Annotated in this window: 21 protein-coding genes; 15 read left to right on the top strand and 6 right to left on the bottom strand. The window is 56.5% G+C overall.

Annotation, left to right across the window (positions count from 1 at the left end):
- Positions 1-12: 12 nt before the first annotated feature.
- From ftsW to LINBF2_RS01920, 9 genes are all read left to right on the top strand, one after another.
- Positions 13-1263 (top strand): putative lipid II flippase FtsW, encoded by a 1251-nt coding sequence (ftsW, locus tag LINBF2_RS01880; RefSeq protein ID WP_281891266.1) that lies wholly within the window; start codon positions 13-15, stop codon positions 1261-1263.
- A complete protein-coding gene (gene murG / locus LINBF2_RS01885; protein ID WP_281889990.1) occupies positions 1260-2345 on the top strand; it encodes an undecaprenyldiphospho-muramoylpentapeptide beta-N-acetylglucosaminyltransferase in 1086 nt (361 codons plus the stop codon). Before ftsW ends, murG begins: the two co-directional genes overlap by 4 nt.
- Complete coding sequence (murC, locus tag LINBF2_RS01890) at positions 2345-3754, top strand: UDP-N-acetylmuramate--L-alanine ligase (RefSeq protein WP_281889992.1); 1410 nt, start codon at positions 2345-2347, stop codon at positions 3752-3754. Before murG ends, murC begins: the two co-directional genes overlap by 1 nt.
- A 15-nt stretch (positions 3755-3769) precedes the next feature.
- Positions 3770-4741 carry a D-alanine--D-alanine ligase gene (locus tag LINBF2_RS01895; RefSeq protein WP_281889994.1) on the top strand — a complete coding sequence of 324 codons (972 nt, stop codon included), beginning with the start codon at positions 3770-3772 and terminating at the stop codon, positions 4739-4741.
- Positions 4738-5559, top strand: a complete 822-nt coding sequence (locus tag LINBF2_RS01900) for a cell division protein FtsQ/DivIB (protein WP_315261078.1) — start codon at positions 4738-4740, stop codon at positions 5557-5559. The genes LINBF2_RS01895 and LINBF2_RS01900 overlap by 4 nt, the downstream gene beginning before the upstream one ends.
- Before the next feature lie 37 nt (positions 5560-5596).
- Entirely contained in the window at positions 5597-6826 is a 1230-nt protein-coding gene (gene ftsA / locus LINBF2_RS01905) for a cell division protein FtsA (RefSeq protein WP_104796553.1), read from the top strand.
- A gap of 181 nt (positions 6827-7007) precedes the next feature.
- Positions 7008-8270, top strand: coding sequence for a cell division protein FtsZ (ftsZ, locus tag LINBF2_RS01910; RefSeq protein WP_104796552.1), 1263 nt, complete (start codon positions 7008-7010; stop codon positions 8268-8270).
- 19 nt (positions 8271-8289) lie between these two features.
- A complete protein-coding gene (gene lpxC, locus LINBF2_RS01915; protein WP_281889997.1) occupies positions 8290-9213 on the top strand; it encodes a UDP-3-O-acyl-N-acetylglucosamine deacetylase in 924 nt (307 codons plus the stop codon).
- 41 nt (positions 9214-9254) lie between these two features.
- Positions 9255-10658 (top strand): ATP-binding protein, encoded by a 1404-nt coding sequence (locus LINBF2_RS01920; RefSeq protein ID WP_281889999.1) that lies wholly within the window; start codon positions 9255-9257, stop codon positions 10656-10658.
- Between the two features lie 11 nt (positions 10659-10669).
- Here the strand turns inward: LINBF2_RS01920 and ruvC are convergent, their stop codons facing one another.
- Genes ruvC through LINBF2_RS01945 form a run of 5 tightly spaced genes read right to left on the bottom strand, consistent with a single transcriptional unit; the run spans position 10670 to position 15525 of the window.
- Positions 10670-11218 (bottom strand): crossover junction endodeoxyribonuclease RuvC, encoded by a 549-nt coding sequence (gene ruvC / locus LINBF2_RS01925; RefSeq protein ID WP_281890001.1) that lies wholly within the window; start codon positions 11216-11218, stop codon positions 10670-10672.
- On the bottom strand, positions 11219-11953 hold the full coding sequence (mtgA, locus tag LINBF2_RS01930) for a monofunctional biosynthetic peptidoglycan transglycosylase (protein ID WP_281890003.1): 735 nt from the start codon (positions 11951-11953) through the stop codon (positions 11219-11221).
- A 15-nt stretch (positions 11954-11968) separates the two neighbouring features.
- Positions 11969-12841 carry a TonB family protein gene (locus LINBF2_RS01935; protein WP_281891267.1) on the bottom strand — a complete coding sequence of 291 codons (873 nt, stop codon included), beginning with the start codon at positions 12839-12841 and terminating at the stop codon, positions 11969-11971.
- Positions 12841-14907 (bottom strand): RNB domain-containing ribonuclease, encoded by a 2067-nt coding sequence (locus LINBF2_RS01940; protein ID WP_281890005.1) that lies wholly within the window; start codon positions 14905-14907, stop codon positions 12841-12843. Before LINBF2_RS01940 ends, LINBF2_RS01935 begins: the two co-directional genes overlap by 1 nt.
- A gap of 24 nt (positions 14908-14931) precedes the next feature.
- The gene (locus LINBF2_RS01945; protein ID WP_281891268.1) at positions 14932-15525 is read right to left on the bottom strand and encodes a YqiA/YcfP family alpha/beta fold hydrolase; all 594 of its coding nucleotides are present in this window, start codon (positions 15523-15525) and stop codon (positions 14932-14934) included.
- Positions 15526-15614: 89 nt separating this feature from the next.
- On the opposite strand from LINBF2_RS01945, the gene rodA reads away from it, so the two are divergent.
- From rodA to LINBF2_RS01960, 3 genes are all read left to right on the top strand, one after another.
- Complete coding sequence (rodA, locus tag LINBF2_RS01950; protein WP_104796546.1) at positions 15615-16769, top strand: rod shape-determining protein RodA; 1155 nt, start codon at positions 15615-15617, stop codon at positions 16767-16769.
- 7 nt (positions 16770-16776) lie between these two features.
- Positions 16777-18237: a metalloprotease TldD gene (gene tldD, locus LINBF2_RS01955; RefSeq protein ID WP_104796545.1), complete on the top strand. Its 1461-nt coding sequence runs from the start codon at positions 16777-16779 to the stop codon at positions 18235-18237.
- Positions 18238-18462: 225 nt separating this feature from the next.
- Positions 18463-19572 (top strand): 3-deoxy-7-phosphoheptulonate synthase, encoded by a 1110-nt coding sequence (locus LINBF2_RS01960; protein WP_104796544.1) that lies wholly within the window; start codon positions 18463-18465, stop codon positions 19570-19572.
- A gap of 241 nt (positions 19573-19813) precedes the next feature.
- Here LINBF2_RS01960 and mpl read toward each other — a convergent pair whose 3' ends face one another.
- Entirely contained in the window at positions 19814-21256 is a 1443-nt protein-coding gene (mpl, locus tag LINBF2_RS01965; protein ID WP_104796543.1) for a UDP-N-acetylmuramate:L-alanyl-gamma-D-glutamyl-meso-diaminopimelate ligase, read from the bottom strand.
- 72 nt (positions 21257-21328) lie between these two features.
- On the opposite strand from mpl, the gene LINBF2_RS01970 reads away from it, so the two are divergent.
- The 3 genes from LINBF2_RS01970 to accB all read left to right on the top strand — a co-directional run bounded on the left by LINBF2_RS01970 (position 21329) and on the right by accB (position 22968).
- Positions 21329-21919 (top strand): hypothetical protein, encoded by a 591-nt coding sequence (locus LINBF2_RS01970; RefSeq protein ID WP_104796542.1) that lies wholly within the window; start codon positions 21329-21331, stop codon positions 21917-21919.
- Positions 21916-22443: a TlpA disulfide reductase family protein gene (locus tag LINBF2_RS01975; RefSeq protein ID WP_104796541.1), complete on the top strand. Its 528-nt coding sequence runs from the start codon at positions 21916-21918 to the stop codon at positions 22441-22443. The genes LINBF2_RS01970 and LINBF2_RS01975 overlap by 4 nt, the downstream gene beginning before the upstream one ends.
- A 72-nt stretch (positions 22444-22515) precedes the next feature.
- Positions 22516-22968, top strand: coding sequence for an acetyl-CoA carboxylase biotin carboxyl carrier protein (accB, locus tag LINBF2_RS01980; RefSeq protein ID WP_104796540.1), 453 nt, complete (start codon positions 22516-22518; stop codon positions 22966-22968).
- The last annotated feature ends 3 nt before the right edge of the window (positions 22969-22971 follow it).

Raw genomic sequence — 22971 nt, forward strand, 5'->3', positions numbered from 1 at the left:
GCCCTGCAGCGCATGAAACAAAGCTTCGCACGTCTGATGGGTGGCGAGCCCGAGACGGGTATGGATGCTTTGCCTGTGCGTGTGCACGGTACCGAGTTCACGCGCACCGCAGCTTCGCCTGTGCACGTGAAGGGCTTTGATCAGCCCTTGGTGTGGGTCACATTTGCCTTGCTGATGTTTGGTTTGGTCATGGTGTATTCGGCCTCGATTGCCATTCCTGACAACCCACGCATGGGCGCGGGCTACACGCAAACGCATTTCTTGCTGCGCCATTCGCTGTCGCTGTTCGTGGCATTTGTCGCAGCCTTGTTGGCATTTCAGATTCCGCTCAACACATGGGAGCGCGTGGCACCCTGGGTGTTCATTGCGTCCATCGCGTTGTTGATTGCGGTGTTGATTCCGTTCATTGGTAAATCTGTGAACGGTGCACGCCGCTGGATTGGTCTGGGCTTCATGAACTTCCAGCCGTCTGAGTTGGCCAAGTGGGGCGTGTTGTTGTATGCCGCCAACTACATGGTGCGCAAGATGGATGTGAAAGAAAACTTCTTTGCCGCTGTGTTGCCCATGGGTGCAGCGGTGGCGGCGGTGGGTTTGTTGTTGTTGTCTGAGCCAGACATGGGCGCGTTCATGGTGATTGCTGTGATTGCCATGGGAATTTTGTTTTTGGGCGGCGTGAACGCCCGCATGTTCTTCTTGATCGCCGCCGCATTGATTGGCGTGTTCGCACTCATCATCGCTACGTCTGAGTGGCGACGCGAGCGCATCTTTGCTTACCTCGATCCATGGAGCATGGAGCATGCCTTGGGCAAGGGCTACCAGTTGTCGCACTCGTTGATTGCGATTGGCCGTGGCGAAATTTTTGGCGTGGGTTTGGGGGGCAGCGTGGAAAAACTGCACTGGTTGCCTGAAGCGCATACCGACTTTTTGCTGGCCGTGATTGGCGAAGAGTTTGGTTTTGTGGGCGTGGTGGCTGTGATTGGCCTGTTCATGTGGTTGACGCGTCGCATCATGTACATCGGCCGCCAAGCCATTGCGATGGATCGTGTGTTTGCCGGCTTGGTCGCGCAAGGTGTGGGGATTTGGATGGGCTTTCAGTCTTTCATCAACATGGGTGTGAACTTGGGTGCGTTGCCTACCAAGGGCTTGACCTTGCCCCTCATGAGCTACGGCGGCTCTGCCATTTTGTTGAACCTGATTGCCATTGCGGTGGTGTTGCGCGTGGATTTTGAAAACCGCGTTGTGATGCATGGAGGTCGCTTATGAGTACGACCCAGCGCACCGCACTCATCATGGCTGGTGGTACTGGCGGCCACATCTTCCCAGGCTTGGCTGTGGCTGAGCAATTGCGCATCCACGGTTGGAATGTGCATTGGCTCGGTGCGCCTGAGCCGAGTATGGAAAGCCAACTGGTGCCGCCTCGTGGTTTTGCGTATGAGACTGTGGCCTTTGGCGGCGTGCGTGGCAAAGGTGTCAAAACATTGGCGCTGTTGCCCTTCAAGTTGTTGCGCGCCTTCTGGCAAAGCTTCTGTGTGGTGCGTCGCGTGAAGCCTGATGTGGTGGTGGGCCTCGGTGGCTACATCACCTTCCCCGCGGGGATGATGGCGGTGCTGTGTGGCAAGCCCTTGGTGTTGCACGAACAAAACTCTGTGGCGGGCATGGCCAACAAAGTGTTGAGTGGCGTGGCGGATCGTGTGTTCAGCGCTTTCCCTAACGTGTTGCCAAAAGCTGAGTGGGTGGGCAATCCCATGCGCGATGGTTTTGTGAAGCAGCCAGAACCTGCACAACGCTTTGCTGACCGCACTGGTCCGCTGCGCGTCTTGGTCGTGGGTGGCAGCCTAGGTGCACAAGCTTTGAATACCGTGGTGCCGCAAGCCATAGCCAAGATTCCACACGACCAACGCCCTGTGGTGACACACCAAAGTGGCGCCAAACAAATTGACGCGCTGCGCACGGCTTATGCAGAAGTTGGCGTGCAAGCTGAGTTAACCCCCTTCATCGACGATACCGCGCAAGCGTTTGCCGATGCGGATGTGGTGATTGCCCGGGCGGGTGCCAGCACCGTGACCGAGCTGGCTGCCGTGGGTGCTGCTGCGATTTACGTGCCGTTCCCTCATGCGGTAGACGACCACCAAACCACCAACGCGCGCTTCGTCGTTGACGCAGGCGGCGGCTGGTTGGTTCAACAAAACGAATTGAAAGCCCAAGACTTGGCAGACCGTTTGCAATTTATGACGCGTCGCACTTTGTTGGCGTGCGCCGAAAAAGCTTATGCCGTGCGTCAGGTGGAAGCGGTGACAAGCGTGGTGGCCGCTTGCGAGCAGCTCGCAGCGAAAGGAAAAAAATAATGAAACACGCCATTCGTCATATCCATTTCGTCGGCATCGGCGGCGCTGGCATGAGCGGTATTGCTGAAGTGCTGTTGAACTTGGGCTACGCCATTTCTGGTTCCGACTTGTCAGACAGCGTGGCCTTGAAGCGTTTGCAAAGCTTGGGCATTCAAACCCATGTGGGCCACGATGCTAAAAACATTGCGGGTGCAGATGCGGTGGTCACATCAACGGCTGTGCATGCCGACAACCCCGAAGTGGTGGCGGCTCACGCCAAGCTGATTCCTGTGGTGCCACGCGCCGTGATGTTGGCCGAGTTGATGCGTTTGAAAACCGGCGTGGCCATTGCAGGTACACACGGTAAAACTACCACCACCAGTTTGGTGGCCAGTGTGTTGGCCGAAGCTGGCATGGACCCTACCTTTGTGATTGGCGGCAAGCTCAACAGCGCTGGCGCAAATGCCAAGCTTGGCTCAGGCGACTACATCGTGGTGGAAGCCGACGAGTCAGACGCCTCGTTCTTGAACCTCTTGCCTGTGATGGCGGTGGTGACCAACATCGACGCCGACCACATGGACACCTATGGCCATGACTTCAACAAGTTGAAGGCTGCGTTCATCGAGTTCTTGCACCGCATGCCTTTCTATGGCGCTGCGATTTTGTGCACCGATGATGCGGCTGTGCGCAGCATCTTGCCCGAGGTGTCACGCCCCATCACCAGCTACGGTTTTAACGAAGAAGCGCAAGTGCGCGCGGTGAATGTGCACGCTGACAACGGCCGCATGTGCTTTACGGTGCAGCGCCGCAACGGTGTGACCTTGCCTGACCTCGACGTCACACTCAACTTAGCGGGCGAGCACAACGTGCTCAATGCCTTGGCAGCGATTGCGATTGCGGTGGAGTTGAACGTGCCTGATGAGGCCTTGCAAAAAGCTTTGGCCGAATTCAAAGGGGTGGGCCGTCGCTTCCAACGCCACGGCGAAGTGGCTGCGAAAACGGGTGGCGAGTTCACCCTCATCGAAGACTATGGCCACCACCCCGTGGAAGTGGCTGCCACTTTGGCGGCTGCGCGCGGCGCATTCCCTGGTCGCCGTTTGGTGTTGGCGTTTCAGCCACACCGCTATACCCGCACGCGTGATTGCTTTGAAGACTTCGTCGAAGTCATGGGCCGCGCCGATGTGTTGTGGTTATCTGAAATTTACGCCGCAGGCGAAACACCGATTGTTGCGGCCGATGGCCGTGCACTGTCGCGTGCCATGCGTGTGGCTGGCCACGAAGCCTTGGTGTTCGTGGATGACATTCAAAAAATGGCCCAAGTTATTGTCGACAACGCCCAAGCGGGCGATGTGGTGATGTGCATGGGCGCAGGGTCGATTGGCCAAGTGCCAGCCAAGGTGCTGGCGTTGGTGCAACAACGTAAGAGCTGAGAAGTATTTAAAAGCATGACCTTCCATATTCAAACTGCCAAAGTCGCCGTCCTCATGGGTGGCCTGTCTGCTGAGCGTGATGTGTCCCTCATGTCGGGCCGCGGTGTACTCAAGGCTTTGCAAAGCAAAGGTGTCAACGCCACCGCGTTTGACCCCGCTGAGCGCAGCCTGGATGAACTCAAACGCGAAGGCTTCACCCATGCCTTCATCGCGCTGCATGGTCGCTACGGTGAAGACGGCGCAGTGCAAGGTGCGTTGGAGTTGCTGGGCATTCCCTACACAGGGTCAGGTGTGATGGCTTCTGCCATGGCCATGGACAAAGTGATGACCAAGCGCGTGTGGAGCGCCGTCGGCTTGTCGACACCCGGCTATGTGTGGTTGTCACCTGAAGACCAAACCGCAGACAACATCCAAGCGATTCCTACCAAGTTGGGTTTGCCTTTGATCGTCAAACCACCACGCGAAGGCTCATCCATTGGCATGAGCAAAGTCACGCAAGCTGGCGACATCACAGCCGCCGCTGAGTTGGCTACCCAATACGACCCCGATTTGTTGGCAGAAGAATTCATCACCGGCGAAGAGCTGACCTGCCCCATCTTGGGTAACGGACCCAATGCACGTGCCTTGCCCGTGGTGCGCATTGCAGCACCGGACGGCGCATACGACTACAACAACAAGTACTTCACCGACGATGTGAAGTACCACTGCCCAAGTGGCTTACCCGAAGCCGAAGAGCAAGAGGTGCAACGTTTGGTGGTGGCTGCTTACCGCGCCTTGGGCTGCCGTGGTTGGGGTCGCGCCGACATCATGTTGCGTGCGTCTGACCGCAAGCCGTTTTTGTTAGAGATGAACACCTCGCCCGGTATGACCAGCCATTCCTTGGTGCCCATGTCTGCACGTGCAGCAGGCATCAGCTACGAAGACCTGTGCTTGATGCTGCTAGAGAGCGCCACGCTTGATCACCCCGGAGGTCCAAAAGCCGTATGACCACGCGCTACACCCACATGCGCCCCCGTCCTGAGGTGAATGCCTCGGTGCCGGTGCCGCTCGACGTCAAACTCATGCACATGGCGGCTTCGCTCATGTTTGTGGGTTTGGTCGTGGGTGCGTTGCTGGGCGGCGTGTGGACTTTGGTGCAGTTGCCAGCGTTTGCGTTGCGTGGCATCACGGTCTTAGGCGATGTGGAGCACAACAACGACGTGACCTTGCGCGCCAATGTGGTGACCAAGTTCACAGGTAATTTTTTCACGGCCGATTTGGCCCGTGTGCGCACTGCGTTTGAAAGCGTGCCTTGGGTGCGTTTGGCCTCGGTGCAACGCGAGTTTCCCAACCGTTTGCGCGTGACCTTGCAAGAGCACAAGCCTGTGGCTTATTGGGGCGATGACGGCGAGCAACGCATGGTCAACAGCTTTGGCGAAGTGTTTGAAGCCAATGTGGGTGATTTGGATGACGACAAGATGCCGCGCTTGAGTGGGCCTGACAGCCAATCGCAACAAGTGCTGTCTATGTATTTGGCCCTCGAGCCCGCATTCAAAACCATCAACTTAGGTGTCGAGAGTTTGGTCTTGACCGACCGCGGCAGCTGGCGTGCCAAGTTGGCACACGGTGCGGTGATTGAGTTGGGACGTGGCGGTGTGGATGAGGTGATGGTCCGTGTGCAACGCGTGTCACAAACGCTGGCACAGGTGACGAATAAGTTAGGTCGCAAAGTGACGGCGATTGAGTCTGCTGATTTGCGACACGACAACGGTTATGCGCTTCGTTTGCGCGGGGTGAGCACGCAAGACGTGCCCGCCAAACGCTAACGCGCACAGAGAGAAGAAGAGAAAGAACGAGGCTGTTATGGCAAAAGATTACAAAGAACTGGTGGTCGGCTTAGACATTGGCACAGCCAAGGTCATGGTGGTCGTGGCCGAAGTGTTGCCCGATGGTGAGCTCAAACTTGCTGGCCTCGGTGTGGCTCCCAGCAATGGTTTGAAGCGCGGCGTGGTGGTCAACATCGACGCGACGGTGCAAAGCATTCAGCAGGCTTTGAAAGAAGCCGAGTTCATGGCCGATTGCAAAATCACCAATGTCTACACCGGCATCACCGGCAGCCACATTCGCGGCATCAACTCTACGGGCATGGTGGCGGTGAAAGACAAAGAAGTCACTGCAGCTGATGTGGCGCGTGTGGTGGAAACCGCGAAAGCCATCAACATCTCGACCGACCAACGTTTGCTGCTGGTGCAGCCGCAAGAGTTTGTGATTGATGGCCAAGACGTGCGCGAACCCATTGGCATGAGCGGCATCCGCTTGGAAGCCAAAGTGCACATCGTCACGGGCGCACAAAGCGCAGCAGAAAACATCATCAAGTGCGTGCGTCGTTGCGGCTTGGATGTGGACCGCTTGATGCTCAACCCCTTGGCATCCAGCATGTCGGTGTTGACCGACGACGAGCGCGAACTCGGCGTGGCTTTGGTGGACATTGGTGCAGGCACGACCGATGTGGCCATTTTCACCAATGGTGCGATTCGTCATACAGCGGTGATTCCAATCGCGGGAGATTTGATCACCAGCGACATTGCGATGGCTTTGCGCACGCCCACCAAAGACGCTGAAGAAATCAAGATCGAATCAGGTTACGCCAAGCAACTCTTGGCAGATCCAGACGTGCAAGTGGAAGTGCCCGGCCTCGGCGACCGCACGCCGCGCATGTTGAGCCGCCAAGCTTTGGCGGGTGTCATTGAGCCACGCGTGGAAGAAATCTTCTCGCTGGTGCAGCAAGTGATTCGTGATTCCGGCTACGAAGAAGTGTTGTCGTCGGGCATTGTGCTCACGGGCGGCAGCGCGGTGATGCCAGGCATGGTCGAGTTGGGTGAAGACATTTTCTTAAAGCCTGTGCGCCGCGGTGTACCGCAGTACAGCAGCGCCTTGGCCGACATGGTGTCGCAGCCTCGTGCTGCCACGGTGATGGGCTTGCTGGCTGAAGCCGGCGTGGACCGTCAACGTGGCTTCAAAGTTTCACAAAAGAGCGGCTCTGTCAATTCGTTGATGGACAGTATCAAAAACTGGTTTGTGGGGAACTTCTAAACATGATTCCTCACACCTTGCTTTATCTCGCGCGGGGCAGCCCGCCGCAGCGACCGCACAGGCATCGACGATGTCGATCCTGTGCGCCCAACGCGCCACCCTCGTAGAAGGAACGCGATGAACCACAAGCAAAAAACAAACGACTTAGGCAACTGCAAATTTTTAGATTAGGAGAAACATCATGACCATCGAAATGATCGAAGTTGAAGCATTCAACTCAGGCACACAAATCAAAGTCATTGGCGTGGGCGGCGGCGGCGGTAACGCGGTCGAGCACATGATCAGCTCTGGCGTTCAAGGCGTGGAGTTCGTCACGGCGAACACAGACGCACAAGCCCTGCGCGTGAGCAATGCGCACAAAGTCATTCAGTTGGGTTCCACAGGTTTGGGCGCTGGTAGCAAGCCAGAGCGCGGCCGTGAAGCGGCTGAAGCTGCGATTGACGACATCCGTTTGGCGCTGGAAGGCACCAACATGTTGTTCGTCACGGCCGGCATGGGCGGCGGCACAGGCACAGGCGCAGCACCTGTGGTGGCGCGTGTGGCACGCGAGATGGGTATCTTGACTGTTGGCGTGGTGACCAAGCCTTTCGAATTCGAAGGCAGCCGCCGCATGAACAACGCTGAGACAGGTTTGGCCGAACTTGAAGCCAACGTCGACTCACTCATCGTGGTGTTGAACGAAAAGCTGATGGACGTGTTGGGCGAAGACGCCAGCCAAGATCAAGCTTTCGCCTTTGCCAACGACGTGTTGAAAAACTCGGTCGGCGGCATTGCCGAGATCATCAACGTTGAAGCTTTGGTGAACGTCGACTTTGAAGACGTGCGCACCGTGATGAGCGAAACCGGCAAAGCCATGATGGGCACCGCTGCGGCCAACGGCCCAGACCGTGCGCGCATCGCCGCTGAACAAGCGGTGGCTTGCCCATTGCTCGAAGGCGTGGACATGTCGGGTGCCAAGGGCGTGTTGGTGTTGATCACCGCAGCCAAGGGCGGCTTGAAGTTGTCTGAGTCTCGCGAAGCCATGAACACCATCCGCAAGTTCGCTTCACCCGATGCGCACGTGATTTACGGTACGGCTTACGACGAAAACTTGGGCGACCAAATTCGCGTCACCGTGGTGGCCACAGGTTTGGCCGGCAGCCGCCGCGCTGCACCTCAGTTGCAAGTGTTGCGCACCGGTACAGATGGTGTGGGATTCCCCACAACACAAGCGCCTAATGCATCGCCTGCCGGTGTCTTGGCTGCTGCAACGGGCGGCTTAGCTGGTTTGGCAAGCGGTTTGGGAATTGGTTCTGCCGCTGCACAACCCAACTACGACTCCATGAACTCTCCCGCCGTGTGGCGTGGCAACCGCACCTCAGCCGCTGCCAAGGTCGATGCCTTGTCATCGGGTGGTATGGATGACTATGAAATCCCAGCTTTCTTGCGCAAGCAAGCGGACTGAGATTCATTAAAATCACACCGTGCTTAAACAAAGAACCCTTCAATCCCTCACCAAGGCGGTGGGTGTCGGTCTTCACAGCGGTCAACGCGTGGAACTGACACTGCGCCCGGCGCAACCCGACACGGGCATCGTGTTCCGTCGGGTGGATTTGCCGCAGCCAGTCGACATTCCGATCACCGCCACGGCGGTGACGGATACGCGCTTGGCGTCGACCATTTCCAATGGTGGTGCGAAGGTGTTCACGGTGGAGCATTTGATGTCGGCCTGTGCAGGCCTAGGTATCGACAACCTGTACATCGACATCACCGCAGAAGAAGTGCCTATTCTTGATGGCTCGGCTTCGTCGTTTGTGTTCTTGCTGCAAAGCGCGGGCATCGTGGAGCAAAACGTGCCCAAGCGTTTCATCCGCGTGTTGAAGACCGTCGAAGTGCGTGAAGGCGAGGGCGCCAACGTGAAATGGGCGCGACTCGACCCTCATCACGGCTACAAGCTCAGCTTCGAAATTGACTTCCGTCATCCTGCTGTGGATTCAACCGGTCAAAGCGTGGTGTTTGACATGGATGTGAACGATTACACCCGCGACATTGCACGCGCCCGCACCTTTGGTTTCACGCGTGATGTAGAAATGCTGCGTGCCAACGGCCTCGCTTTAGGTGGCGGTTTGGACAACGCCATCGTGATGGACGACTACAAGGTCTTGAACAGCGACGGCTTGCGCTATGACGACGAATTTGTGAAACACAAAATTCTCGATGCTATGGGCGACTTGTTTTTGATTGGTAAACCTTTGCTAGCCTCTTATGTGGCGTTCCGTTCGGGACACGCCATGAATAATTTATTGTTGCGTGAGTTGCTCAGCCAGCCTGATGCCTATGAAGTCGTTACCTTTGACGATGCGCGCAAAGCACCTCCGGGTCTGGCGCAGCTGGCGCCGGCTTGGTAAGTCTTTGAATACATCGCCTCCGCGGCGAGAGAGAGGTTGAGATGACGGTGTATCACATCCCCACGGTCTATCTCATTCTTGGCATTCTCTATTTGATCTTGCCTTTGACCGTTTGGGCTTTGCTGCTCAATCAACCGTCACGCACTTTGACCTTTTGGTGCTCAGGGGGGTTGCTCTTTGGCGTCGCTTTGGCGTTGGTGGGTTTGCGTTCGCATCTTCCTGCGTGGGTGAGTTACACCGTCGCCAATGGTTTGATGTGGAGTGCTGCCTTGATGCAGGCCTTGGCTTTGCGACGTGCACTCGATCAAGATTTGGCGATGAAAAGAGCCGTCGTGTTGATCATGCTTTGCGTGCTCGGTTTTGAATTCTTCCGCGTGTTTTTGCAAGATGCTGTCTTGCGATTTTCTTGGTCCACATTGATTTTCACCGGCCTCTTTTCATACATCTCCTATCTGTCTTGGCGCATTGCTGCTGTCCATCAGTTGAAGAGTGGCAAATGGTTGTCTGTGGTGTACGCAATCACTGCGATCATCATGTTGGCTCGGACGACGATTGTGCTGTCAGGGTTCACAGAGCCCGATGTGGTGGCGAGCGGTGTGGACAGTGTGTTGACTGTGTTCACAGGTTTGTTGATTTCAATCTTGGGTAACTTTGCTTTTGTTGGGATGTTCTTGGAGCGATCCACACAAGGGCGGATGAAGGCGATTGCTGAGCGTGCACGACAAGAAGAAAGTGCGCGTCTGGGAGATCAAATTGCCCAGCTGGAGCGTCAAAGAACCTTGGGGACGATGTCTGCATCATTTGCACATGAGCTCAGCCAACCGTTGACAGCGATTTTGATGGATGCGCAAGCCATCAGAATCAGCGTGGCTTCTGGAGAATCCAATTCGAAAGAGGTGTTGGAATCGATTGAAGAAATCGAAAACAGTACCCAACGCACCGTGAAGTTGGTCGAGCGCATTCGCAATTTCATTCGACCTGCGCAAACCGACTACGAAGTGGTGGACTTCAAGACGCTGTTGGAAGATGTGGCGCAACTGCTCGCCTATGAAATACGCAAGCAAAAAATCAAGTTCGAATTTGATCTGGACGCCGTCCCATGCTGGGTACATGGTGACCGTGTCCAGCTATCTCAAATTGTGTTGAATGTGTATCGCAATGCCATGCAAGCCATGGAGCCCAACGCCAGCAAGAAAATTTTCGTCTCTCTTGAGCATTCGGATGAACGCGTTGTTTTACGCGTGCGCGATACAGGACCAGGTGTTTCAGCAGAGATGAAGCAGGTGGTTGGTGAGCCCTTCATGACCTCAAAAGAAGAAGGCTTGGGCGTGGGCTTGTCCATCTCTAAAACAATTGCAGAAATGCACAGCGGCAGTTTGGCGATTTCGAATGCGGTAGATGGCGGCGCCATCGTCGAGTTGAACCTGCCCGTCGTTCAGCTTTGAACAGCCAGCGATCAGCGGCTACGTCCCGCTTTGTACATGCCACTGGTGCTGCGTTGCAGTTCAGTGGCCGCTGCCAACTTGGCCATGGAGTGCCCCGCATGGGCATGGGTGATGGCAATGCCCAAGGCATCGGCTGCATCGGGCCCAGGCAAGCCCGGTAGGTTGAGCAAGCGCTTGACCATCTCTTGCACTTGTTCTTTCTTAGCCAATCCATGACCGGCCACGGCTTGCTTCATTTGTAAAGCGGTGTATTCAGCCACCGATAAGTTGCAAGTGGCCAAGGCGGTGATGCAGGCGCCACGCGCTTGACCCAGCAACAGAGTGGCTTGCGGGTTGACGTTGACAAACACAATTTCTACCGCTGAGGTGTCTGGCTTGTAACGCGCCACCACTTCGTGGATGCCGTCAAACAAGACCTTCAAACGCTCGGCCAAATTACCTTGTGTTTCTTTGTTGGTTTTGATGGTGCCGCTGGCCACGTACAGCAACTGGCTGCCGTGTTTTTCCACCACGCCAAAGCCGGTGGTGCGAAGCCCAGGGTCAATGCCAAGAATGCGCATTTACGGCAACTGTGCGCTGCCCATGCGCATCAAAATAATTTCGGTACGACCCGCAAGGTACTCTGACTGCGGGAACTTTTGGTAGTGCTTGGGGCGCGGCAGCATCACGGCCAAGCGTCCTGCTTCCCAAGGCGATAGCTGCGACGCAGGTTTTTGGAAGTAATGTTGAGCTGCCGCCTCAGCACCAAAAATGCCTTCACCCCATTCCACATGGTTGAGGTAAATCTCCAAAATGCGCTTCTTGCCCAGCACCGCTTCGAGCATCACGGTCAGCACAAACTCTTGGCCCTTGCGGATGAACGTGCGCTCGCCAGACAGAAATAAATTCTTGGCCAGTTGTTGCGTGATGGTGGAGCCCCCCACCACTTTGGGCGCTGCCTTGCCCTGTGCTTTGCGGCTGGCTTGCAATTCTGCTTTGGCGTTTTTGGCCCAAGCCTTTTCAATCGCATCCCATTGCACACCGTCGTGTTGCGCAAAGATGTCGTCTTCTGAAGCAATCACCGCACGTTTGAGGTTGTTGGAGATTTGCGCGTAGGGCACCCAGTCTTGGCGCCAACGCAAGCGGTCTTTGGTGTTGACGATGCGCCAAGCTTCTGAGCGTTCAAACGAGGTGGATTCGGGTGCCACACGCGCCATGACGGCGATGCGCGCCAAAAAGAAAAATTGCAGACCAAGCCAAGCCACGCCGACCAGCAACAACCAGCGCAGCCATGGACGAAAGCGTGAGGTGTTCATGGTTGACGCATCGACTCAGTTGGCGGCTTCGCCGCCTTTGGTTTGCAAAGTGTTGTCACGGCTAAAAATGAAACGTGAAACCACGGCGAGTTGATCAGCTTGTTTGCGCATGTCCTCCGTGAACTCACCAAACGGACCTGCCGCTGTGGCAATGGCTTGTGCACGACGGTCGAGGTCTGCCAGACCCGAGCTTTGAACCACTTCGGTGGCCAACACGCGCCCATCGGTATTGACGGTGATGATCATCGTCAATTCACCGTAAAGTTTTTGCCCGCTGTTGGTGGCGGGGAAGTAGCGCGTGCCACGGTCTTCAATTTTTCGGCGCAGGGTGTCGTAATACAGCGCATAGGCCACTTGTTTGGTGGCGGGGCTCACATAGTGTTTGCGAGGGCGCGCGTTGTCTTGGTTGATGCGTTGTTCAATCTCGGCCAAGAGCTTGAGCAGCTGTCGGCGTTTTTGCTCAATCGCATCTTGTTCAGCTTTTGATTTTTGCGGTTGAGGCGGTGGCAGTTGCGCAAGCAGGTTTTTCACTTGCGCCAACAGCAGCGATTGCTCTTTGCGCATCTGTGCCACTTGACGTTGCATGGACTCGGTCATGTCACCGACCGAGGTGGTGGCCGCCGTGGGGAGCGGCGATGCTGCACGACCGCTTTTGAGTTCACCGCCGCCAGCCAATTGCGTTTGCGCCAAGGCTTGTGCCTTATCAGGCGCATCGGCTTTGGCGCGTGTGTTGACCAAAATCACATCCAGCGGTGCGTCGCTGAACAAGCGGTCGAAGCGCTCAGGAGCTGCGATTTTTAGAGTCAGCAATGCGCCGTGAATAGCGAACGACACGAACAAGGCTTTTTGCAGCCTTGACCAATGCTTCCATGACAAGCGCGAGAGCATCACGCAGTCGGTCCTTCCGCCGTGGGTGCCTCGTTCACGTCCATGGCCAACGCAATGGGGCCTGCGGCGCTGTCGTCTTCGTCGTCTGTCATCTCGACTTCTTCAGCGCTGGAGGGGGCATCGACTTCGAGCACATGCAACAGATGGCCGCTGATGTCGAGGCTGATGTCGTCAATCTCACTCAAACGCAACTGCACGTGTGCGCCACGTGGCAAATCACCACCGCCGAACACGGGTAAGACCAAAGGCAAGTCATCGGCGCGCGCCATGGGCGGCTGGCCTGGGAAGGCTTTGAACACGGTGGCGCTGAGTTCGGTGATGTTGTGTTGCTTCAAATACTGCAGCGTCCAGAAACGTTCCATGCCGTTTTGATAGGCGTTGTACGCACCATAGGCACCATCGAACGCCGAGATGATGGAGAACAGTTCTGCATCTTTAGGTTTGAACGGCGCAGCCAGAGCGGCGGTGCTGCCGTGCTTGGCGCACGCAATGATTTGCCATTGGTTCACCAAGTCGGTGTAGCGACGCAGCGGCGAGGTGCTCCATGCGTAGCTAGGCACGCCAATGCCAGCGTGTGGCAAAGCCTTGGTGCCCATGCGCACTTTGACGCCGGGCAGCAAGCTGGCTTGGCTGCGGTAGATGCCGGGCACGCCGAGTTCAGCCATCCAATTGCCCCAGGTACTGTTGGCCAGAATCATGGCCTCGGCCACCATCAAGTCCAGTGGCGCACCGCGTTGGCGGATGCTGATTTGTACTTGCTCGTCGCCTGTCGGTGTTACGCCGTTGTTGCCAACGAGGCGGAAGGTGTAGTCCGGGCGGTTGAAGTTTTCAGGCTTACCGCGTACCACTTCGCGTTGTGCTTTGAGGTGTTGGGCCAAGCGGAACAGAAAAGCCAGTTCCGTGCGTGGCATGGCGGGCTCGGTGGTGCCTGCAACATGCGTGAAGCTCGCGTCGTTCAACCAAGCTTCGGTGACGATGGCGTCGAGTTGGTCGTGACGTAGGTTGGCGGCAATGGGCACACGCTCCACGCGTGTCTCGGTGTTTTGCAAAGCCAGCGTGGCTTCATCAAACGTGGCGTACAGCGACACGGCGGGGCAGTCGCGGCCTTCTTGCAAGGTGTAGGTTTGCACCACGTCGTCGGGCAGCATGGTGATTTTGTAGCCCGGCATGTAGACGGTGGACAAACGTTGGCGGCCCAACTGGTCAATCGCATCGCCCGGCTTTAAGGCCAGCGCAGGTGCAGCGATGTGAATGCCTAGCGTGACCGTGCCGGTGCCCAAACCTTGCACCGACAAGGCATCGTCAATCTCTGTGGTGTGCGAGTCGTCAATCGAATAGGCCTTCACCTGGGCCAGTGGCAACTCGTCCGCAATGGCGGGGGCTTGCAGGTTGGGGAAACCCGTTCCCTTGGGGAAGTTGTCAAACAAAAAGCGTTGCCAGTGGAACTGGTAGGCCGAGTTGATAGCGCCTGCTTTTTGCAGCAATGCCAGTGGCGCGGTGTGTGTAGCGCGTGCCGCTTCGACCACGGCTTTGTATTCAGGCGCGTTCTTGTCCGGCTTGAACAAGATTTTGTAGAGCTGCGTTTGAATGGGCGCAGGACAAGTGCCTTGGCCCAACTCGGCAACCCAACCTTCGATTTGCGCTTGGATTTGTTTTTTCTTTTCGATGCCAGCGAGCGCTTGGGCAATCACCTCGGCAGAGGCCTTCTTGAAGCGGCCTTTGCCAGCGCGGCGAAAGTAGTGGGGTGCTTCGAATACGCGCAGCAAGGCAGCGGTTTGTTCGGTCAGGGTGGCTTGTGCGCTGAAGTATTCGCGGGCGAGGTCGGCAAAGCCAAACTCGTCTTCGGGCGCGAATTCCCACGCGAGGTCAAGCTCGATGGTGGTGCTCAAGGCCTGCGCCTCGCGCATCAGTTCAGCGGGCGAGGGCTTCTCAAACTTGAGCAGCAAATTCGCGGCCTTGACCTTGACCCGTTTGCCGGATTCCAGCTCGATTTGGGCCGAGCTTTCAGCTTCGGAGAGGATGCGGCCCGTCTGGAATTTTCCAGCTTCTTCAAACAATGCGTACATGGGCAGCATTGTCCCACGCTCCACCTAGGGCGCAGGCTGCAAATCTAGAAATTCCAACAGCTGCGGCAGGTAGTGGCCGAAGTCGCTGATGGCATGGTCACCGCCTTCTAGGACCACTTGTTGCGAGACCGGGTAGCGCGCCGTCATTTCGCGCCAGTCCAGCACTTCATCTCCTTTGGCGATGAGTGCCCATACGCGCTCGGGATGCGGCAAAGGGCCAGCTTGCAAGGCGCGCAGCTCATCCACAAATTCGGGCGCAAAGTAAAAGCGCTCGGCGGGGTCGTGCCACGCGCTTTGTTCGCCAATGTATTTGGCCAAGTCACGCGCTGGGTTGATGGCAGGGTTGAGCAACGCAGCCTTGCACCCGCGAAGGGTCGCCAGCCAAGTGGCGTAAAAACCGCCTAGCGATGAGCCGATGACCGCCATGCGGTCCGCAGGCCAATGTGCCGTGCCCTCTGCAATCAAGGCCGCCGCAGCTTTGGGCGAGGGTGGCAGTTGTGGGCACCACCACGTGATGTGTGGGAACTGTGCGGCCATGATGGCTGCGACTTGTCGCGCTTTGGTGGATTGGGGTGACGAGCGAAACCCATGCAAATACAGCACATGGGTGGTGGGCAACGTGTGGGGGGATGGCGTCTTGAGCGAAGTCATGCCGAATGCTATCAGTGGCCCCAAGGACAGTCACGCGACAGGAGATAATCTGACCCATGCCCACCGTCATTCACAAACCCAGCCCCTTTCAGCGTTTGATGCCTTTGCTCAAAGGTTTTGATGGCCCCTTGGCGTTTGGTATTTTTTTGTTGGCGTGTGCGGGTTTGTTGACCATGTACTCGTCGGGCTTTGCCAACGGTGCGCGCTTCTTTGACCATGGCCGCAACATGATGATTGCGGGCTTCATCATGTTTGTGGTGGCACAAATTCCGCCGCAGCGTCTGATGGCATTTGCGGTGCCGCTCTACACCTTGGGTGTGGCCTTGCTGGTGGCCGTGGCTTTGTTTGGCTTGACCAAAAAGGGCGCACGTCGCTGGCTCAATGTCGGCATCGTCATTCAGCCCAGTGAAATCATGAAAATCGCCATGCCGTTGATGTTGGCGTGGTGGTTCCAAAAGCGCGAAGGCCAGTTGCGCCCACTCGACTTTTTGGTGGCGGGTTTGTTGTTGATGGTGCCTGTGGGACTCATCATGCGTCAGCCAGATTTGGGAACTTCCATCTTGGTGTTGTCGGCTGGCATGGCGGTGATTTTCTTTGCCGGCTTGAGCTGGTGGCTCATCGTGCCGCCCATCATCTTGGGTGTGATTGGTGTGGGATTGGTGGTGCTCTTTGAGCCCACGCTGTGTGCCGATGGTTTCCGTTGGCCCATCCTGCACGACTATCAGCAGCAGCGCATTTGCACCTTGCTCGACCCGTCAAGAGACCCGTTAGGCAAAGGCTTTCACATCATTCAAGGCATGATTGCCATTGGCTCGGGCGGTTTTTGGGGCAAGGGGTTCATGCAAGGCACGCAAACCCATTTGGACTTCATCCCTGAGCGCACCACCGACTTTGTGTTTGCCGCTTTTGGCGAAGAGTTTGGCTTGGTCGGCAACTTGCTCTTGATTGCTGGCTTCATCTTTTTGATTCTGCGTGGCTTGGCCATTGCAGTGGAAGGCCCCACGTTGTTTGCCCGATTGCTGGCTGGCAGCGTGACCTTGAGCTTCTTCATTTATGCCTTTGTGAACATGGGCATGGTCAGCGGCATATTGCCTGTGGTTGGGGTGCCATTGCCCTTCATCAGCTATGGCGGCACGGCCATGGTGACGCTGGGGTTGGGCTTAGGGATATTGATGTCGGTGGCCAAGGCCAAACAGTTGGTGCAGTCATAATTCGCGCATGATTTCACGCGAACCTACCCTTGAGCGATTGGCCATTGCCCGTCAACTGTTGTTAGAGCCTTTCGGTTTGGACGAAACCGACTTGGCCAAAACATTGGCCGAGATCAAAGCGCACAAAGTTGACGAAGCCGATTTGTACTTTCAATACACCCGTGCCGAAGGCTGGAGTTTGGAAGAGGGCATTGTCAAAACCGGTTCCTTCAGCATTGACCAAGGCGTTGGCGTGCGCGCGGTGAGCGGCGAGAAAACCGCCTTCGCGTACTCCGACGATATTTCCAAAGCCTCCTTGATGGATGCAGCACGCACCGTGCGTACCATTGGCGCAGCCGCCAAAGGTGGTCGCGTCAAAGTGCCTACGCGCAAGGTAGCATCGAGCCGTTCTTTGTACGGTGGCTTGGACCCGATTTCTTCACTCAACAGCACCGAAAAAGTTGAACTGTTGGGTCGTGTGGAGCAAATGGCTCGCGCCAAAGACCCACGTGTGATTCAGGTGATGGCCGGTTTGGCCAGTGAATATGACGTGGTGATGGTGGTGCGCGCTGATGGCACCTTGGCCGCCGATGTGCGCCCCCTCGTGCGCCTGAGCGTGACCGTGATTGCCGAACAAAACGGTCGTCGCGAAGTGGGCTCGGCTGGCGGCGGTGGCCGCTTTGGCTTGGACCATTTTGATGATGCGCTGGCGCAAAGCTATGTAGACGAAGCCGTGCAACTCGCACTGACCAACCTCGATGCACGTCCAGCGCCCGCGGGTGAGATGAGTGTGGTGTTGGGCCCAGGTTGGCCCGGCATCTTGTTGCACGAAGCCATCGGCCACGGTTTGGAAGGCGACTTCAACCGCAAAGGCTCCAGCGCATTCAGTGGCCGCATTGGTCAACGCGTGGCTGCCAAAGGCGTGACCGTGTTGGACGACGGCACGATTCCTGACCGTCGTGGTTCACTCAATGTGGACGACGAAGGCAACCCTAGCCAACGCAATGTGCTCATCGAAGATGGCATTTTGAAGGGCTATATCCAAGACAGCATGAATGCGCGCTTGATGGGTGTGAAACCCACGGGCAATGGCCGCCGCGAAAGCTACGCCCATGTGCCTATGCCGCGCATGACTAACACCTACATGTTGGGCGGTGACAAGTCGCCCGAAGAAATTGTGTCGAGTTTGAAGAAGGGCTTGTACGCCGTGAACTTCGGTGGCGGCCAAGTGGACATCACCTCAGGCAAGTTTGTGTTCTCGACCTCTCAAGCGTTTTGGGTGGAGAACGGCAAAATTCAATACCCCGTCAAAGGTGCGACCTTGGTAGGCAACGGCCCCGATGCACTGACGCGCGTGAGCTTGATCGGCAACGACATGAAGCTTGACCCGGGCGTGGGCACCTGCGGCAAAGAAGGCCAAAGCGTGCCTGTGGGTGTGGGGCAGCCTACTTTGCGCATTGATGGTTTGACTGTGGGTGGAACCGCGTAAACCCTAGCCACTTGTCAGCAAACTGCCAGAATCCCTGTGCTACATTCCAATCCATGAGTTCAGCCCGTTTTTACTTTGCTTACTTTTTTTATCTCACGCCCCCACGGCGGTCGAGAGATCTGAACGTAGCCCAAACGCTCTGAACTCCCAAACCAACCGCCGGACCCCCGGCGGTTTTTTTTTGCCAAATTCTTCAATCATTTTTTCAAACTTCAGGACGAGACCATGAAAACGAACACCCCTTATCCAAGTCACGTTGAACACACCAGTCAAACCGACGATCAACGTATCAAGGACATCACCGTGCTGCCTCCTCCCGAACATTTGATTCGCTTCTTCCCCATTCAAGGTACGCCTGTGGAGAAGTTAATCACGAAGACCCGCAAGACCATTCACAACATCATGCACGGCACAGATGACCGCCTGCTGGTGGTGATTGGCCCATGCTCGATCCACGATCCTGCTGCTGCAATTGACTACGCGCGCCGCTTGCAACCGTTGCGCGAAAAGTACGCCGACACTTTGGAAATTGTGATGCGCGTGTACTTCGAAAAACCACGCACCACCGTGGGCTGGAAAGGTTTGATCAATGACCCGTACTTGGATGAGAGCTACCGCATCGACGAAGGCCTGCGCATTGCACGCCAGTTGCTGATTGAAATCAACCGCCTGGATTTGCCTGCGGGCAGCGAGTTCTTGGATGCCATCAGCCCGCAATACATTGGCGACTTGATTTCGTGGGGCGCGATTGGTGCGCGCACGACCGAGAGCCAAGTGCATCGCGAATTGGCCTCCGGTATTTCTGCGCCCATCGGCTTCAAGAACGGTACCGATGGCAACATCAAAATCGCCACCGATGCGATTCAAGCCGCTGCTGGCGCACATCACTTTTTGTCGGTGCACAAAAACGGTCAAGTGGCGATTGTGCAAACTAAGGGCAACAAAGACTGTCACGTCATCTTGCGCGGCGGCAAAACGCCCAACTACGACGCAGTCAGCGTGACTGCTGCGTGTGAAGAGTTGGCCAAAGCCAAGTTGCCTGCGACCTTGATGGTGGATTGCAGCCACGCCAACAGCAGTAAGCAGCACGAGCGTCAACTGGTGGTGGCCAAAGACATCGCCGAGCAAATCAGCGGTGGTTCAAACCAAGTGTTTGGCGTGATGATTGAGAGTCACATTCACGGTGGTGCGCAAAAGTTCACGCCCGGTAAAGACGATGTGTCTAAGCTGGAATACGGTAAGAGCATCACCGATGCGTGTTTGGACTGGAACGATTCCGTCGCTTCGTTGGACGTGTTGTCTGAGGCTGTGGCGGCGCGTCGCAAGCGTTCGTGATTTTTTGTTGTTCGGAAGATTTCGCGCGAGCAGTTGAGTGTCTACAACGTCGAACTGCGAAGCAGGAGCAAGCCCCCAAAATGTTTCGATTGCGCACGCTCAGCACGCAGAGTGGTCAGTGCCTGATACGGCGCCATCACGGCCCGCAGGGACGTTAAGCCGTGTCAGGTGCTGCCCGCTCTGTGTGCGTGCGAGAGAAAAAGCAGCAACACGCACACAAGCAGCGATAAAAGAAGAGAAGTTACGAACCCAAAGCAGTCAGCAACTTCGCGTGAATCCCGCCAAATCCACCATTGCTCATACAAAGCACATGGTCCCCCGCTTGCGCAGCAGCCACCACTTGTGCAATCACCTCATCCACAGTGCCAGCCACCGAAGCCCGTGCCCCCATGGGTGACAAAGCGTCGACGGCATCCCAGTCCAAACCACCTGAGTGACAAAACGCGAGGTCTGCGTCTTCCAAACTCCAAGGCAGTTGCGACTTCATCGTGCCCAGTTTCATCGTGTTGCTGCGTGGCTCAAACACCGCCAAGATGCGGGCATTCGGACCCACTTTGCGGCGCAGGCCGTCGACGGTGGTGCGAATGGCGGTGGGGTGGTGGGCAAAGTCGTCGTACACCGTGATGTCGCCGCCTGTGCGTGACACTGTGCCTCGCACTTCCATGCGACGGCGGACGTTTTGAAACTCGGTCAAAGAGGCGGCAGCTTGCGCGGGGGATACGCCCAAGTGCTCCGCAGCGGCAATCGCGGCCAAAGCGTTGAGCTGGTTGTGCACGCCCGTGATGTCCCATTGCACGCGGCCCACTTTTTGGCCGTGGTGCAGCACCGCAAAGTTGTCGGGCTCACCTTCGACAGACCAACCATCTTGGCCGGTTGCGTTGGCGCTTACGCCAAACTTGGCCACACCGCTCCAGCAGCCTTGGTCCAGCACGCGTTGCAAGCTATCTTCATCCGCATTGACCACCACACGGCCACTGCCGGGAACAGTGCGCACCAAGTGGTGGAACTGGCGCTCGATGGCGGCGAGGTTGTCAAAGATGTCGGCGTGGTCGAATTCGAGGTTGTTCAAAATCGCCGTGCGCGGGTGGTAGTGCACAAACTTGCTGCGTTTGTCGAAGAAGGCGGTGTCGTATTCGTCCGCTTCAATGACGAAAGGCGTGCGCTTGTGTGCGGCCACATCGGCTTCTGAGCTCAAACGGCCCAAGCGAGCCGACACGCCAAAGTTCATGGGCACGCCACCGACCAAGAAGCCAGGCTCCAATCCAGCCGCTTGAAGAATCCAAGCGAGCATCGAGGTGGTGGTGGTTTTACCGTGGGTACCTGCGACTGCCAAAACGTGGCGAGGCTGGCTGGGGTGGTGCAGCACGTGTTCAGCCAGCCATTGGGGGCCGCTGGTGTAGGTGGCACCGCTTTCCAAAATGGCTTCCATCAGCGGGAACTTCGGACTGCCGTCGGCCAAGCGTGCGCGTGAGACCACGTTGCCAATCACGTAGACATCGGGTTTCAAAGCCATTTGGTCTGCACCAAAGCCTTCAATCAATTCAATGCCCAAAGACCGGAGTTGGTCGCTCATGGGCGGGTAGACCCCCGCATCGCAACCCGTCACCTTGTGGCCCGCTTCACGCGCCAACGCAGCCAGTCCACCCATGAACGTGCCGCAAATTCCCAAAATATGTATATGCATCCACTTATTTTAGGAGGGTGTATCCATGGGCTTTGGGCGAGCAGCCTTGGGTGGCCCCACAATCACACCTATATGAATACGGTTCAAGACGAAATTGCAGCCACAGCCGCTCGCATGGTGGTGGAAGAGGGGCTGGAGTACGGCCCCGCCAAACGTCGCGCAGTCAAACAGCTGGGTTTGAATACACGCGCGCAGCTGCCCAACAACGACCAAGTGGAAGACGCCGTGCGTGAATACTTGGATCTCTTTTGCGCCGACACCCAGCCTGCCGAGCTAGCTGCCTTGCGAGCGTTAGCGGCGGTGTGGATGGAGCGCATGGTAGCTTTCCGTCCTCACTTGGGCGGGGCCGTGTGGCGCGGCACTGCCACCGGTTTGTCTGACATTTATTTACAGTTGTTTTGCGATGACTCCAAATCAGCCGAAATTAGCCTCATTGACCACAATGTGCGCTACGAGGTCAGCACGGTTCAGGGGTTCCAAGGCGAGGCGGTGGATGCGTTGAGCATCTTGAGCAGTTGCCCAGGTCTGTCGCAAAAAGTGTTGGTACATCTGATGATTTACGACTTAGACGACCTGCGTGGTGCCTTGAAACCCGACGGGCAAGGACGAACCTACCGAGGTGACTTGGCTGCATTGCAGCGACTGATGAAGGAAATTGAATGACGTTGAGTGCAAATAGACGAGTGGCGATGTATGCAGGCGTGGCTGCGCTGGCTGCAATTGCCGGAGCAGGGGTGGCATGGAAGCGCCAGTCTGTGGGCGCGATGGACGCTGAAGCTTTGACCGCTTTGTGGGCCGCTGAGTTCGACACACCCGCTGGTGAGACTTTGTCGATGAAGGCTTTGCAAGGTCGCCCCTTGGTGATCAACTTCTGGGCCACCTGGTGTACCCCTTGTATTGAAGAAATGCCTTTAATTGATGCGTTTTTTCGCGAAAATGAATCGAAAGGATGGCAAGTTGTTGGTCTTGCCATCGATCAACCGAGCCGTGTGCGTCAATATTTGAGCCAATTTCCCGTGAATTACAGAATCGGTTTGGCTGGATTAAACGGGACGGAACTCGGCAAGATGCTTGGGAATGATGTCGGAGGCCTCCCATTTACGGTGGTTTTAGATGCAAATGGGCAGCTGATCCAAAGGAAACTGGGTAAGTTGACACCGGATGACATCAAAAAATGGGTGGCGTAAGTAGTTTTATCCGACGAAGATTTTGAAATTGGTGTAAATTAGCACCTTATTTACAACAAATAGGATGTAGTTATGGATTTGCGAAAACTCAAGACGTTGATTGACCTGGTCTCCGACTCCAATGTGTCTGAACTCGAAATCACCGAGGCAGAAGGCACGGTCCGTATCGTTAAGAGTGCACCCGCCCCTGTGGCGATGGTGACGCAAATGGCTGCTCCTGTTGCGATGGCTGCCCCCGTGGCTGCTGCCCCAGCGCCTGTTGCTGCACCTGTGGTCGAAGCCGCACCTGCAGGTCACACCGTCAAGTCACCCATGGTGGGCACGTTCTACCGCTCTTCTAGCCCTGGCGCCAAGTCGTTTGCCGAAGTGGGCCAGCAAGTCAAAGAAGGCGACACCATCTGCATCATTGAAGCTATGAAGATCTTGAACGAGATCGAGGCTGACAAGGCAGGCACCATCACCAAAATCTTGGCCGAGAACGGCCAAGCTGTGGAATACGGCGCACCCCTGTTCATCATTGAATAAGGG

The organism is Limnohabitans sp. TEGF004 (assembly GCF_027924965.1).
In the GTDB taxonomy this organism is placed as follows: Bacteria; Pseudomonadota; Gammaproteobacteria; order Burkholderiales; family Burkholderiaceae_C; genus Limnohabitans.